General features: G+C 64.2%; 12 protein-coding genes. 6 read left to right on the forward strand and 6 right to left on the reverse strand.

All coding sequences use genetic code 11. The annotated features are described in order from the left end of the window. Window positions 1–116: 116 nt before the first annotated feature. Window positions 117–2756, reverse strand: coding sequence for an ATP-dependent chaperone ClpB (clpB, locus tag ACT6QG_RS13525; protein WP_444978292.1), 2640 nt, complete (start codon window positions 2754–2756; stop codon window positions 117–119). A gap of 307 nt (window positions 2757–3063) precedes the next feature. On the opposite strand from clpB, the gene ACT6QG_RS13530 reads away from it, so the two are divergent. From ACT6QG_RS13530 to mog, 5 genes are all read left to right on the forward strand, one after another. Next, window positions 3064–3861: an MOSC domain-containing protein gene (locus ACT6QG_RS13530; RefSeq protein ID WP_444978090.1), complete on the forward strand. Its 798-nt coding sequence runs from the start codon at window positions 3064–3066 to the stop codon at window positions 3859–3861. A 116-nt stretch (window positions 3862–3977) separates the two neighbouring features. Next, on the forward strand, window positions 3978–4535 hold the full coding sequence (locus ACT6QG_RS13535) for an arsenate reductase ArsC (protein ID WP_444978091.1): 558 nt from the start codon (window positions 3978–3980) through the stop codon (window positions 4533–4535). Window positions 4536–4612: 77 nt separating this feature from the next. Next, on the forward strand, window positions 4613–5227 hold the full coding sequence (locus tag ACT6QG_RS13540; protein ID WP_444978092.1) for a LysE family translocator: 615 nt from the start codon (window positions 4613–4615) through the stop codon (window positions 5225–5227). Window positions 5228–5275: 48 nt separating this feature from the next. After that, window positions 5276–7702, forward strand: coding sequence for a DNA topoisomerase (ATP-hydrolyzing) subunit B (gene gyrB / locus ACT6QG_RS13545; RefSeq protein WP_444978093.1), 2427 nt, complete (start codon window positions 5276–5278; stop codon window positions 7700–7702). Window positions 7703–7831: 129 nt separating this feature from the next. Beyond that, complete coding sequence (mog, locus tag ACT6QG_RS13550; protein ID WP_444978094.1) at window positions 7832–8359, forward strand: molybdopterin adenylyltransferase; 528 nt, start codon at window positions 7832–7834, stop codon at window positions 8357–8359. 65 nt (window positions 8360–8424) lie between these two features. Here mog and ACT6QG_RS13555 read toward each other — a convergent pair whose 3' ends face one another. The 4 genes from ACT6QG_RS13555 to fabA form a co-directional block, all read right to left on the reverse strand. Beyond that, window positions 8425–9336 (reverse strand): cation diffusion facilitator family transporter, encoded by a 912-nt coding sequence (locus tag ACT6QG_RS13555; protein WP_444978095.1) that lies wholly within the window; start codon window positions 9334–9336, stop codon window positions 8425–8427. Between the two features lie 302 nt (window positions 9337–9638). Next, complete coding sequence (gene fabI / locus ACT6QG_RS13560) at window positions 9639–10487, reverse strand: enoyl-ACP reductase FabI (RefSeq protein ID WP_444978096.1); 849 nt, start codon at window positions 10485–10487, stop codon at window positions 9639–9641. 165 nt (window positions 10488–10652) lie between these two features. Then, window positions 10653–11870: a beta-ketoacyl-ACP synthase I gene (gene fabB / locus ACT6QG_RS13565; protein WP_444978097.1), complete on the reverse strand. Its 1218-nt coding sequence runs from the start codon at window positions 11868–11870 to the stop codon at window positions 10653–10655. Window positions 11871–11916: 46 nt separating this feature from the next. Continuing rightward, window positions 11917–12456 (reverse strand): 3-hydroxyacyl-[acyl-carrier-protein] dehydratase FabA, encoded by a 540-nt coding sequence (gene fabA / locus ACT6QG_RS13570; RefSeq protein WP_444978293.1) that lies wholly within the window; start codon window positions 12454–12456, stop codon window positions 11917–11919. 353 nt (window positions 12457–12809) lie between these two features. On the opposite strand from fabA, the gene mscL reads away from it, so the two are divergent. Beyond that, window positions 12810–13241, forward strand: a complete 432-nt coding sequence (gene mscL, locus ACT6QG_RS13575; RefSeq protein WP_444978294.1) for a large conductance mechanosensitive channel protein MscL — start codon at window positions 12810–12812, stop codon at window positions 13239–13241. A 176-nt stretch (window positions 13242–13417) separates the two neighbouring features. On the opposite strand, the gene ACT6QG_RS13580 is transcribed toward mscL, so the two are convergent. Then, a complete protein-coding gene (locus ACT6QG_RS13580; RefSeq protein ID WP_444978098.1) occupies window positions 13418–14488 on the reverse strand; it encodes a quinone-dependent dihydroorotate dehydrogenase in 1071 nt (356 codons plus the stop codon). Between the last annotated feature and the right edge of the window lie 4 nt (window positions 14489–14492).

A 14492-nucleotide genomic window follows, 5' to 3' on the forward strand; every position in this document is an offset into this window, starting at 1 on the left:
CCGCCCGCGCCGGCCGCCCGGGACTGCGCGCAAGAAAAAACCCTCCCGCAGGGCGGGAGGGTCTTCTTCATCACAGGTGAGGCCAGACAGGCCGCACGGGCAGGCCCGCCTTGTCCTCAGGCCGCATCGGCCGGCCGGGCGGCGCCGGTGTGAAAGGCCAGATGATCGCCTTCCAGCACCACATTCACCGTCGTGCCATCCAGCACCTGCCCGCCGAGGATCTTCTCGGCCAGCGGGTCCTGCACCAGCTTCTGGATCGTCCGCTTCAGCGGACGCGCCCCATAGGCCGGGTCATAACCCTGATCAGCCAGGAAGCTGCGCGCCTCGGGCGAGAGGGTGATTGTGATCTTGCGATCCTCCAGCAGCTTCCGCAGCCGGCCCATCTGGATATCGACGATCGCATCCATCTGCTCGCGCTTGAGGCGATGGAACATCACGATCTCGTCGATACGGTTGATGAATTCGGGGCGGAAATGATGCCGCACCGCCTCCATCACCAGATTATAGGCCTCCTCGTCGGAGATCACCTTCTCCCCGTCCTCGCCCTCCACCTGGAAGCCAAGCGGCTGGCGCGGATCGGCCAGGAACTGGGCACCCAGATTCGAGGTCATGACGATGAGCACATTGCGGAAGTCCACCGTGCGGCCCTGCCCGTCCGTCAGGCGGCCGTCATCCAGCACCTGAAGGAGAACATTGAACACGTCCGGATGGGCCTTCTCCACCTCGTCGAACAGCACCACCTGATAGGGGCGACGCCGCACGGCCTCGGTGAGCGCACCGCCCTCATCGTAGCCGACATAGCCGGGAGGGGCACCGATGAGCCGGCTCACGGAGTGCTTCTCCATATATTCCGACATATCGATGCGGACCATCGCGGTCTCGTCGTCGAACAGATACTCGGCCAGCGCCTTGGTCAGCTCGGTCTTGCCAACGCCCGTGGGCCCGAGGAAGAGGAAGGAGCCAATGGGCCGGTTGGGGTCCTGAAGGCCGGCACGGGCACGACGCACCGCAGTGGACACCGCCGCCACGGCCTCGGACTGGCCAACCACGCGGCGCGCCAGTTCCTGCTCCATGCGCAGCAGCTTTTCGCGCTCGCCTTCCAGCATCTTGTCCACCGGCACACCGGTCCAGCGCGAGACAACGCCGGCGATATGGTCAGGCGTCACCGCCTCTTCCATGGTGCCGCCATTGGCCCCGGCCTTCTCCACCTCGGCAAGGCGGGCCTCCAGCTCGGGAATCACCGAATAGGTGAGTTCACCGGCCTTCTGGTATTCACCCTGCCGCTGGGCAGCGGCCAGATCCGCACGGGCCTGGTCCAGCTTGGCCTTGAGGGTTGTCGCCTCGCCCAGCTTCTCCTTCTCCGCCTTCCAGCGGGAGGTGAGCACGGAGGCTTTCTCCTCCAGTTCCGCCAGCTCCTTTTCCAGCTTCGCGAGCCGGTCCTTGGAAGCGGTGTCGGTTTCCTTCTTCAGCGCCTCCTGCTCGATGCGCAGACGCACGATCTCGCGGTCGAGATTGTCCAGCTCCTCGGGCTTGGAATCCACCTGCATGCGCAGACGCGAGGCCGCCTCGTCCATCAGGTCGATGGCCTTGTCCGGCAGGAAGCGGTCGGTGATGTAGCGATTGGAGAGCACCGCCGCCGAAACCAGCGCCGAGTCCGTGATGCGCACGCCATGGTGAAGCTCATACTTCTCCTTCAGGCCGCGCAGGATGGAGACGGTATCCTCCACTGTCGGCTCGGAAACGAAGACGGGCTGGAAACGGCGGGCCAGCGCCGGGTCCTTCTCCACATGCTTGCGATACTCGTCGAGCGTGGTCGCGCCGACGCAATGGAGCTCACCGCGCGCCAAGGCGGGCTTGAGCAGGTTGGAGGCATCCATCGCGCCATCGGATTTGCCCGCGCCCACCAGCGTGTGCATCTCGTCAATGAACAGGATGATGCCGCCTTCCGCCGCCTCGATTTCGGAGAGCACGCTTTTCAGGCGCTCCTCGAACTCGCCGCGATATTTCGCACCGGCAATCAGCGCGCCCATGTCCAGCGCCAGCAGGCTCTTGCCCTTCAGGCTTTCCGGCACGTCCCCATCAATGATGCGGCGGGCGAGGCCCTCCACGATCGCGGTCTTGCCGACGCCGGGTTCACCAATCAGAACCGGATTGTTCTTGGTGCGGCGGGCGAGAACCTGAATGGTGCGGCGGATTTCCTCATCACGGCCGATCACCGGGTCGAGCTTACCGTCGCGCGCGGCCTGGGTCAGGTCACGGGCGAACTTCTTCAGCGCTTCATAGGCGTTCTCAGCCGTTGCGGTATCGGCCGTGCGGCCCTTGCGCAGCGCCTCGATGGCGGTATTCAGATTTTGCGGGGTGACGCCGGAGCGGGCCAGAATCTTGCCGGCTTCCGTCTCCTTTTCCAGAGCCAGCGCCAGCAGGATGCGCTCCACCGTGACATAGCCATCCCCGGCCTTCTTGGCGGCCTGCTCGGCAGCCTCGAACACGCGGGCAAGCTGGGAGCTCAGATACACCTGCCCCGAACCGCCGGAGACTTTCGGCAGCTTGGCGATGGCCGCTTCCACATCGGCGCGCACCTGCACGGGGTTGCCCCCGGCGCGCTGCACCAGACCGGCGCACAGACCCTCCGGATCATCCATCAGCACCTTGAGAAGATGCTCGGGCGTGAACTGCTGATGCCCCTCGCGCACGGCCAGAGACTGGGCGGACTGCACGAAACCGCGTGCGCGTTCGGTATAGATTTCAAAATTCATCATCACTCTCCATCTCGCCTGTCACACCTTCCATCGAAGCATATGGCAGCGTCGGGATACGGCCCCGGAAAAACCGGCAGCCGCCGTTCAGGCTGGTGCCTGTTCTGGAGATCATATGGGTGTGACATATGAGCAACGGAAGGGGGCAGATGACGGAAAAACGGAGAAAAAATCCGCCCCCTCCCCCACCGCCCCACTCACGCCCGAATAGGGGCGCGTGTGGAGATCCCGCCTGGCGCAGGCCCCGGCCACCCTGTGTCTTGTCGCTTTGTGTCTTGTCATGTCTTTCACCGGAAAGGCTCCCGCCATGAACGCTGCCCGCATCATCGCCCTCTATCGCCATCCGGTGAAGGGCCTGAGCGCCGAACCGCTGAGTGAAGTGACGCTGGGCGATGACGGCTGGTTCCCGGCAGACCGCATTCACGCGGTGGAGAATGGCCCCAGCGGCTTTGATCCCGATAATCCGGTCCACCGGCCGAAGATCGCCTATCTGATGCTGATGCGGCAGGCCCGTCTGGCCCATCTCAGGACCCATTATGATGACGCGACCAGCACGCTCATCCTCACCCGTGATGGCCAGGAACTCGCCCGCGGCAATCTTTTCACCGCCGAGGGGCGGGCGGCCATAGAGGATTTTCTCACCGGCTTCATGGGGCTGGAGGCGCGCGGACCGCTGAAGGTGCTGAATGCGCCACCGGGATATCGCTTCATGGATTCGGCCACGTCCGGCTTCGTGTCCCTGCTCAATCTTGCCACCGTGCGCGAACTCGCGGAACGCACCGGCCGGGCCATCAGCCCGTTGCGTTTCCGCATGAACATTCATGTGGATGGCTGGGCGCCGGGGGCGGAGCTGGATCTGGTGGGGCGCACCCTCACCATTGCCGGCACGCCCTTCACCGTCCTCAAGCGGACCGTGCGCTGCCCGGCGACCGAGGTGAACCCCGAGACGGCGGAACGCGATCTGGATGTGGTGGCGGCCCTGCGCCGGTTCTATGACCACGCCGATTGCGGCCTGTATCTGCGCCCCCTCGCAGGTGGCATGCTGCGGCTGGGAGACCGTGTGGAACTGGCCCCGCACAGCCCGGAACAGGCATCCCCGCACTGACATAAATCTTTCGGGCAAGCCGGCTATAGGGGCGAGGATCGGCATGTTCCGGCACGGCTTTCGGGCTGCTGCGCGGAAAGGCCGAACGTGCCATGCAGCCAAGCTCCGGGGGAACCATGCCAGATACCGCCGCCTCATCCGCCGTGCCCGACACTGCCGCACCGGAGCGCGTCTTCAATGTGCTGTTCCTGTGCACAAAGAATGCGGCACGCTCCATCATGGCTGAGGCGATCCTCAACACGCATGGGAAGGGCCGGTTCCGCGCCTTCTCCGCCGGCACCCGCCCGGCCGATGCCGTGCATCCACTGGCGCTGGAAACCCTGCGCCGCCTCGGCCATGACACCAGCAGCCTCCGCCCCAGAAGCTGGGACGAGTTCAGCACCCCCGATGCGCCGCATATGGATTTCGTCTTCACCGTCTGCGATGACGCGGCCGGCGAGGAATGCCCTGTCTGGCCCGGTCACCCGCTCACCGCCCATTGGGGCATCGAGAATCCGGCGCGGGTGGAAGGCACCCCGATGGAGCAGGAAGCCGCCTTCAGCCGCGCCTTCCATTATCTGAAGAACCGCATCACCGTGTTCGACAGTCTGCCGCTGGCCATGCTGGACCGCCTCGCCCTCCAGTCGAGCCTGCAGGAGATCGGACAGATGGAAGGCGCCAGCACCGGGCGCTGAGGCCGCCGAAAGGTTACCTGATACCGTGCACCAACCCTATGGCTTGACCTTGAGGCGCAGGCGGCGCACTAGGGGGCATGGAACCGGCTAGCCTTGTCCTTTTCACGGTGGTTCTCGCTCTGGCCGCGGCCAGTCCGGGGCCTGCCGTGGTTGCGCTTGTCGCGCGCACGCTGGCCCGTGGGCGCGCCGGCGCGCTTTCCTTCATTACCGGCATCATCCTCGGGGATATTCTCTGGCTGGCCAGCGCGGTTCTCGGACTGGCGGCGCTTGCGAGCGCGCTCGGCCCGCTCTTCATTCTGGTGCGGCTGGCCGGGGCAGCCTATCTGCTCCTTCTGGCCTGGCGGATGTGGACCGCGCCTCCGCAAGCGCCTGCGGAACAGGGGGCCATGAAGGCCACAGGCCGTTTCAGCACGTTTGCCGGCGGCCTCTCGCTGACCATCGGCAACCCCAAGACCATGGCCTTCTATATTGCGCTGCTGCCCACCCTGCTGGATGTTGGCCGCATTTCCCTGCCAGGATTTCTGGAAATGAGCGGCATCATCGCCCTGGTGCTCATGGTGGTTCTGTCCGCCTATGTGCATCTGGCAGACAAGGCGCGCCGCTTCATCGCCACCCCGCGCGCCATGCGCATCCTCAACCGCCTGTGCGGCACCGCCATGGCCGGCGCTGCCGTATCAGTCGCCACAAGATAAGTGTTTGCGCTAAGTTCGCGACGCACAGCAAAACGATTCGAGACTCCTATGGCTGAACCCATGCCCGAAGCCTCTTCCGATAGCTATGATGCCCAGTCCATTCAGGTGCTGCGCGGCCTTGATGCCGTGCGCAAACGGCCGGGCATGTATATCGGCGACACCGATGACGGCTCCGGCCTGCATCACATGGTGTATGAGGTGGTGGATAACGCCATTGACGAGGCGCTGGCCGGCTGGGCGAAGGAGGTCACCGTCACCCTCAACGCCGACGGCTCGGTGACCGTGACCGATGACGGGCGCGGTATTCCCACCAATATCCACCCGGAGGAAGGGGTTTCGGCCGCCGAGGTCATCATGACCCAGCTCCATGCGGGCGGAAAGTTCAACCAGAATTCCTACAAGGTTTCCGGCGGCCTGCATGGCGTGGGCGTCTCGGTGGTGAATGCCCTTTCCACCCGGCTGGACCTGACCATCTGGCGCGATGGCAAGGAGCATTTCCTGCGCTTCCGCCATGGCGATGCCGAAGCGCCGCTGGCGGTGGTGGGGGATGCCCCGGCAGGCAAGCGCGGCACCATGGTCACCTTCCTGCCCAGCACCGAGACCTTCACCAAGACCGAATTCGATTTCGCCACGCTGGAGCACCGCCTGCGCGAGCTGGCCTTCCTGAATTCCGGCGTGCTGATCGTGCTGACCGACGCGCGCGGCCCCGAGCCGGTGCGCGAGGAACTGCATTATGAAGGCGGCGTCGAAGCCTTCGTGAAATATCTCAACCGCTCCAAGACCGCCCTGCTGGAAGAGCCCATCGTCATCCGTGCCGAGCGCGACGGCATTGTCGTGGAAGCCGCCCTTTCATGGACCGACGGCTACCATGAGAGCGTGCTGTGCTTCACCAACAACATTCCCCAGCGTGATCGCGGCACCCATTTCACCGGTTTTGCCGCCGCCCTCACCCGGCAGGTGCTGGGCTATGCCAATTCCTCCGGCATCTCCAAGAAGGAGAAGGTGGAGCCCACCGGCGAGGACTGCCGCGAGGGCCTCACCGCCGTTCTTTCCGTGAAGGTGCCGGACCCGAAATTCTCCTCCCAGACCAAGGACAAGCTGGTCTCCTCCGAAGTGCGCCCGGTGGTCGAGGCGCTGGTGAGTGATGCCCTCTCCAACTGGTTCGAGGAGAACCCCGCTCCCGCCAAGGCTGTCATCGGCAAGGTGGTGGAGGCGGCCGCCGCGCGTGAGGCCGCCCGCCGCGCCCGCGACCTGACCCGCCGCAAGAGCCCGCTGGATGTGGCCTCCCTGCCCGGCAAGCTGGCCGACTGCCAGGAACGTGACCCGGCAAAATCCGAACTCTTCCTCGTCGAGGGTGACTCGGCTGGCGGTTCCGCCAAGCAGGGCCGGGACCGCGCCTTCCAGGCCGTGCTGCCCCTGCGCGGCAAGATCCTGAATGTGGAACGCGCCCGCTTCGACAAGATGCTCTCATCCGAGCAGGTCGGCACGCTCATCACCGCGCTGGGCACCGGCATTGGCCGCGATGATTTCAACATCGAGAAGCTGCGCTATCACAAGATCATCATCATGACCGACGCGGACGTCGACGGCGCCCATATCCGCACGCTGCTGCTCACCTTCTTCTTCCGTCAGATGCCGGAGATCGTGGAGCGCGGCTATCTCTATATTGCCCAGCCGCCGCTCTACAAGGTCACGCGCGGGAAGTCCGAGACCTATCTGAAGGACGAGAAGGCGCTGGAGGACTATCTCATCACCGCCGGCCTTGAGGATTCTTCCCTCACCCTGTCCTCCGGCGAGGTCCGCATCGGGCAGGACTTCGCCCATGTGGTGGAACTCTCCCGCCAGATGCGCGCCACCCTGCTGTCGCTCCATCCGCGCTATAACCGGGCCGTGGTGGAACAGGCAGCGCTTGCCGGCGCCTTGGGCGCGGCCGCCCTGGGCAATGTGGATGCCGCCCCCGCCGCCCTTGAGGATGTCACCCGGCGGCTGGACACGCTGGCCGAGGAAACCGAGCGCGGCTGGCAGGCTGCGGCCGATGAGAGCGGCTTCACCTTCTCCCGCACCGTGCGCGGCGTGCAGGAAGTGGCCCGTCTGGATGCCACCTTCCTCGCCTCCCCGGAGGCGCGGCGGCTGGATGCGCTGGCCCGCGAACTCGAGGGCGTCTTCACCGGCACCGCCATTCTGCGCCGCCGGAGCGATGAACAGCCCATGTTCGGCGCGGTCGACCTGTTCGATGCCATTACCGATGTCGGCCGCAAGGGGCTCAGCCTCCAGCGCTACAAGGGCCTTGGCGAGATGAACCCCGGCCAGCTCTGGGAAACCACGCTCGATATCAATGCCCGCTCCCTGCTTCAGGTGCGGGTGAAGGAGGGCGCGGCGGCCGATGACCTGTTCAACCGCCTGATGGGCGATGTGGTGGAACCGCGCCGCGAGTTCATTCAGGAAAACGCCCTGAAGGCCAGCGTGGACGTCTGATCGCGTTCCGCCGGAAAGGACGCTGACATTCCCGGAGGGCCAGGCCCGCCGGGAATGGCTGGATACAAGGGCACGCAAAGCCGCCCTTTTCTGTCGCGGAGCATCGCAGGATGCAGAGCAGGAGAGCCCATGGCCCGCATCGGCATCGTCACCATTTCAGACCGCGCCAGCGCGGGTGATTATGAAGACAAGAGCGGCCCGGCCATTGAAGCCTGGCTGCGCCGCGCCATCACCAGCCCCTGGAGCGCCGATTACCGCATCATTCCGGATGGGCTGGAGAGTGTGCGCGATACCCTCATCACCCTGTGTGATACGGCCGGCGTCGATCTCATCTGCACCACCGGCGGCACCGGCCCCTCGCCCCGCGACCTGACACCGGAAGCCATGGCGCAGGTGATCGAAAAGCCCCTGCCCGGCTTTGGCGAGCAGATGCGGCGCATCAGCCTGAACGAGGTGCCCACCGCCATTCTTTCCCGGCAGGAAGCCGGTGTGCGCGGCAAGACGCTGATCGTGAACCTGCCCGGCAAGCCGGCCTCCATCGCCACCTGCCTCGGGGCGGTGTTTCCGGCCATTCCCTATTGCCTCGACCTCATCGGCGCCGCGCGGATTGAAACCGACCCCGACATCGTCACCGCATTTCGCCCCAAGGGGGCGTGAGGGGGGCGTGAGGCCGGGAAACGTTCCGGCCCACAGCATCCGCCTCAGGGCCGGAGAGCGGTGACCTAGAGAACCATGATCCCGCCTGCCGCTTTTTCGCGCTGCTGACGCAGGGCCTCATGTTCCGGCTCGACATGAATGGTGACGCTGGCCTCTTCCATATCCTCATGGAATGCGGCCTCGATCCGGTCGCAGATGGCATGCGCCTCGGCCACGCTCATCTGGCCCGGCACCACAAGGTGAAACTCCAGGAAGATCAGCCGTCCGGCATGACGGGTGCGGAAATCATGCGCCTCCAGCGCTCCCTCCCCATGCGCCGCCACCAGCTTGCGCATGCGCTCCACCATGTCCGGCGGCGCCGCCTCATCCATCAGACCGCCGACGGATTCGCGCATCAGGCCCCAGCCCATCCACAGCACATTCACCGCAACCAGTGCGGCGATGATGGAATCCAGCTGCGCCCAGCCTGTCAGCGGCACCAGCACGAAGCCCGCCAGAACACCGATCGAGGTGATGACATCCGCCAGCAGATGCTTGCCATCGGCGATCAGCGCGGGCGAGCGATGCCTGCGGCCAATACGCAGCAGCACCCAGCACCATAATGTGTTCAGCACCGTGGCTGCGCCATTCAGCAGCATGCCCTGCCAGGGATCTGTCGGCATTTGCGGATCGAGAAAACCGAGCCAGGCCTCCCGCAGAATGGTGATGGCGGCCACGATGACCAGCACCCCTTCCACGACGGCGGAGAAATACTCCGCCTTGGTATGGCCGAAGGGGTGGTTCTCATCCGCCGGGCGCGCCGAAACGCACAGCGCAACCAGCGCCGCGGCCGAAGCGGCCACATTGATGATACTCTCCAGAGCATCCGAAAACAGCGCGACAGAGCCGGTGACCTGATAGGCCAGCGTCTTGAGGCCCAGCACCACCATGCCGACCAAGACGCTGGCGGCCGCAACAAGGATGACCTGACGATTCATCAGCCTGCACGCCTCCTGTGCCTGTTTTTCCCAGGGGAAGAAGGTTTCAAACTCGCCTGTGACCGGGCCAGATGCCATGTGACGGTTCACCCCACACACGCCCATGGCCCGCTGGCCTGCACCAAACACAGCCCCGTGACGCCCGCGCGACAGGTCAGCACCCCGGTCCGGCGCGACAGTCCTATCCCTATAGGCTCCCGGACGGCAGACCAGAAGCACAAACGCCCCCAGCCGGAAGGCAGGAGGCGTCAGTCTACTCACTCATCTGGCGTCCGGTTGCGCGGAGAATCCTGCGCCCTGCCCTATTCGGCAGCCTTGGAGGGCGTTTCACCCGCCAGCTTGGCTTCCGCATCTTCCTGTGTCTTCAGCACATCCGGATGAGGCATGGACATGATATTGTAGCCCGAGTCCACGAAATGGATCTCGCCCGTCACGCCGCTGGAAAGATCCGAAAGCAGATACAGCGCCGAATTGCCCACCTCATCCGTGGAGACGGTGCGGCGCAGCGGGGCATGCCGCTTCTGGTAATTGAACATCAGGCGCGCATCGGAAATTCCGGCGCCCGCCAATGTGCGCACCGGGCCGGCCGAAATGGCGTTCACACGGATACCCGCCGGCCCGTAATCAGCCGCCAGATAGCGCACGGAAGCCTCAAGCGCCGCCTTGGCCACGCCCATCACATTATAGTTCGGCATCACCCGCGTGGCGCCGCCATAGGTGAGGGTGATGAGGGAGCCGCCATCGCTCATCAAAGCGGCGGCACGCTTGGCCACCTCCGTGAAGGAGAAGCAGGAAATCACCATGGTGCGCGAGAAATTCTCGCGGCTGGTATCCGCATAGCGGCCCTTCAGCTCCGACTTGTCGGAAAAAGCCACCGCATGCACCAGAAAATCAATGCTGCCCCATTTGTCCTTCAGGGCAGAGAAGACAGCATCCACGCTGTTCAGGTCTTCCACATCGCAAGGCAGCAGAATGGAAGCGCCGATGCTGTCCGCCAGCGGACGCACGCGCTTGGCCATGCCATCGCCCTGATAGGTGAAGGCCAGTTCCGCACCCTGCGCCGCCAGCGCCTTTGCAATGCCCCAGGCAATGGAATGGTCGTTGGCCACGCCCATCACCAGGCCGCGCTTGCCTTTCATCAGGTCCTGCATCACTCACCCTCAACGTGCGGCGGCAAGGCGCAAGGCAGGGCAGCCTGCCCCCCTCTCCTGCCGTATGACAGACCTGTAAGGCCTGTCCGGCAGGAGTGCACCTCACCTCTCGCAACGAAAAATAACAAACCAGGCTTGGCGCCCGAAACTGGAAGGCGTGAAAACTCACGCATCCACATGCTTCAGTACAAGGCTGGCATTGGTGCCGCCAAAGCCGAAGCCGTTGGAAAGCACATGTCCGAGTTTCACATTGTCCATCCGCTTGCGCAGAATGGGCATATCGGCAAAGGCGGGATCGATCTCCTCGATATTCGCGCTTTCGCAGATGAAGTCATTCTGCATCATGAGGATGGAATAGATGGCCTCATGCACGCCGGTCGCGCCCTGTGAATGGCCGGTGAGCGACTTGGTGGCGGAAATCGGCGGACACTTGTCGCCAAACACGGCGCGAATGGCCTCGATCTCCTTCAGGTCGCCAATCGGCGTGGAGGTCGCGTGCGGGTTGATATAATCGATGGGCGCCTTGATGCCGGCCATCGCCATCTGCATGGCGCGCGCGGCTCCCTCACCCGATGGTGCAACCATGTCCACGCCATCGGAGGTCGCGCCATAGCCGACGATCTCGGCATAGATCTTCGCGCCGCGCGCCTTGGCATGCTCCAGCTCTTCCAGAACCAGAACGCCCGCGCCACCGGAAATCACGAAGCCGTCGCGGTTCGCGTCATAGGCGCGCGAGGCCACGGCCGGGCGGTCATTATAGGCGGAGGACATCGCGCCCATGCCGTCGAACAGCACGGAGAGGGTCCAGTGCAGATCCTCGCAGCCACCGGCAAAGATGATGTCCTGCTTGCCATACTGGATCAGCTCATAGGCATTGCCGATACAGATATTGGTGGTCGCGCAGGCGGCCGAGATGGAATAGCTCAGCCCCTTGATCTTGAACCAGGTGGAGAGCGTGGCCGAGGCGGTGGAGGCCATCGCCTTGGGCACCGCAAAGGGGCCAACCCGCTTGGGGCCCTTCTCGCGGGTGATGTCGGCCGCATCCACGATGGTCTTGGTGGAGGAGCCCCCGGAGCCCATGACCATGCCGGTGCGGATATTGGAGACATCCTTCTCCTCCAGCCCGGCATCCTTGATGGCCTGCTCCATGGCCACATGGTTCCACGCGGTGCCGCCGCCGTGGAAGCGCATGGCGCGCCGGTCCACAACGTCTTCGGCATTCAGGGTCGGCTTGCCGTGCACCTGCGAGCGGAAGCCGAGCTTCGCATAATCGTCAGCAAAGGAAATGCCGCTCCTGGCCTCGAGCAGGCTGGCGAGCACCTCCTGCGTGTTGTTGCCGATGGATGAGACAATACCCATCCCCGTGACGACGACGCGCCGCATGTCAATTCCCCATTGGAAGCTGGCCGATGACTGGAAAACGGACGCCTCAGGCGCCCGCTGCCCCGCTCTCCGACCCGTTTTCAGCCTGGAACAGGCCGACACGCAAATCCTTGGCCCGGTAGATGACCTCGCCATCTGCCGCGACCCAGCCATCGGCAATGCCAAGCACCAGCTTGGAGCGCATCACGCGCTTGAACTCAATGCCGTACACCACCTTCTTCACCGAAGGCAGAACCTGGCCGGAAAACTTCAGCTCTCCCAGCCCCAGGGCGCGGCCGCGACCGGGCGAACCCAGCCAGCCGAGATAGAAGCCGACAAGCTGCCACAGCGCATCGAGCCCCAGGCAGCCGGGCATGACCGGATCACCCTTGAAGTGGCAATCGAAGAACCACAGATCTTCGGTCACATCGAACTCGGCGCGCATATAGCCCTTGCCATATTCGCCGCCTGTCTCGGAAATCTCGGTAATGCGATGGAACATGAGCATGGGCGGCAACGGCAACTGCGCGTTACCCGGCCCAAACAGCTCGCCGCGTCCGCATGCGAGGAGATCTTCATAATCGAAACTGTTCTGCCGGTCCGCCATTCTCAACTGTGTCGCCTTGATGCCCATCTGGGTCGTTGTCTCCGAGCTGCTGAAGCTCGCCCCCGAAGCCGGAAGCGGGCCTTCACTACCATAGGCAAGGTCCTGCTCAAAGTCATGAAAACGTCACTGCCCGCTTCAATGGGCAAATTCCAGTCTCCACAAGGCGCCGACGAGTGTCCGCAAGACCACAGGACACGGCGATTCATGGTGAAATTGCGACCGTCCGGGCAAATCCTGCCACCGATGGTCTTGCCGCAATGGGCCGGTTTGGCTCAGATGCCGTTCAGGGGATTCGCACGGCGCAATTCCTCGATTTGTTCCAACTTTGCACGCGCCGGGGAAAACACATGGCCATCCTGAAGGAATTCCAGGAATTCGCCGTCAAAGGTAATGTCGTCGATCTTGCGGTCGGTGTTATCATTGGTGCGGCATTCGGTAATATCGTGACATCACTGGTTGGTGATGTGTTCATGCCGGTTATTGGTGCGGTCACGGGTGGTCTGGATTTCTCCAACTACTTCATCCCCCTGTCTTCCACTGTCACGGCGGATAATCTGGCCGACGCCAAGAAGCAGGGCGCGGTTCTGGCCTATGGCAGCTTCATCACCATTGCCATCAACTTCCTGATTATTGCGGCCGTGCTCTTCCTTGTCGTGCGCGTGCTGAACAGCCTGCGCCGCCAGGCAGAGGAAAAGACCGCCGAGGTCGCGGCCGGCCCCACCAAGGAAGAAGAGCTGCTGACCGAGATTCGCGATCTTCTCGCCCGGGATGTCGCCCGCAAATAACGCCCGGATGATGTGAGCCCGGCTCTTTCATCCCGGAAATACAAATGCCCCGGCTCGCCTGATGCGCGACCGGGGCATTTGCTTGTGGAAAACCACACATCGCTACACATGCCTGCCATGTGACAGACACAGGGCAGCCCGCATCCCCCTCCAAAGCGTGGAGGCGGCCGGAACACTCAGCGCATATCCGCGCCCACCGCCTCGCTCACATGGCTGAAGCCATCGGCCTTCAGCCGCGCGGCCAGATCCTTCTTGATCCTCACCACCAGATCCGGCCCATGGAACACAAGGGCCGAATAGAGCTGCACGAGGCTGGCTCCGGCGCGAATCTTCAAATAGGCATCCTGCCCCGAGGCGACCCCACCCGCGCCGATCAGCGGCAGGCGGCCATTCAGCAGGCGATAGAGCATCGCCAGCCGGTCCGTGGCGAGGGTCATCAGCGGCGCGCCGGAGAGCCCGCCGGTTTCCCCCTTGTGGGCGCTCTTCAGGCTGTCGGGCCGCGAGAGGGTGGTGTTGCCCATGATGATGCCGTCGACACCGGTTTCGAGCGCAACCTGCGCCACATCCGCCAGTGCGCCATCATCCAGATCGGGCGCGACCTTCACCAGCAGCGGCAGGCGACCGAGCGCCTGCGGGAAGGCCTTGTCCCGCGCGGCCAGAACCTGGGTCAGCAGGGCGGACATGTCGTCCCGCGCCTGAAGGGAACGCAGCCCCGGCGTATTGGGCGAGGAAATGTTGCAGACCAGATAGTCGGCCACCGCACAGGTCGCCTCGACCCCGGTCACATAATCCTCGATGGCGTCCGTGCTTTCCTTGTTCTTCCCGACATTCGCGCCGACGATTCCCCCGCGTCCGGCATCGCGCCGGGCCTTGAGGCGGGAGACGAACGGGCCGAGCCCCTCGCTGTTGAAGCCGAAGCGGTTGATGACGCCGCGATCCTCCTCCAGCCGGAACAGGCGGGGCTTCGGGTTGCCGGGCTGCGGGCGCGGGGTCACCGTGCCGGCCTCGACGAAACCGAACCCCAGATCCAGGGCCGGGTCCACAACCTCGGCATTCTTGTCAAAGCCGGCGGCGAGCCCGATCGGGTTTGGAAACTCGAGCCCCCACAGGCGCGTGGCCAGAATCGGGTCATCCCGCTCCATGAAACGCGGGGAAAGCCCGCGCTTCATGCCCTTGATGGCCAGTGTGTGCCCCTGCTCGGGCGAGATGAAATTCAGCAGGGGCCGCGTGAGAGCATAAAGGCTCATATCG

The organism is Haloleucobacter ellipsoideus (assembly GCF_052491725.1).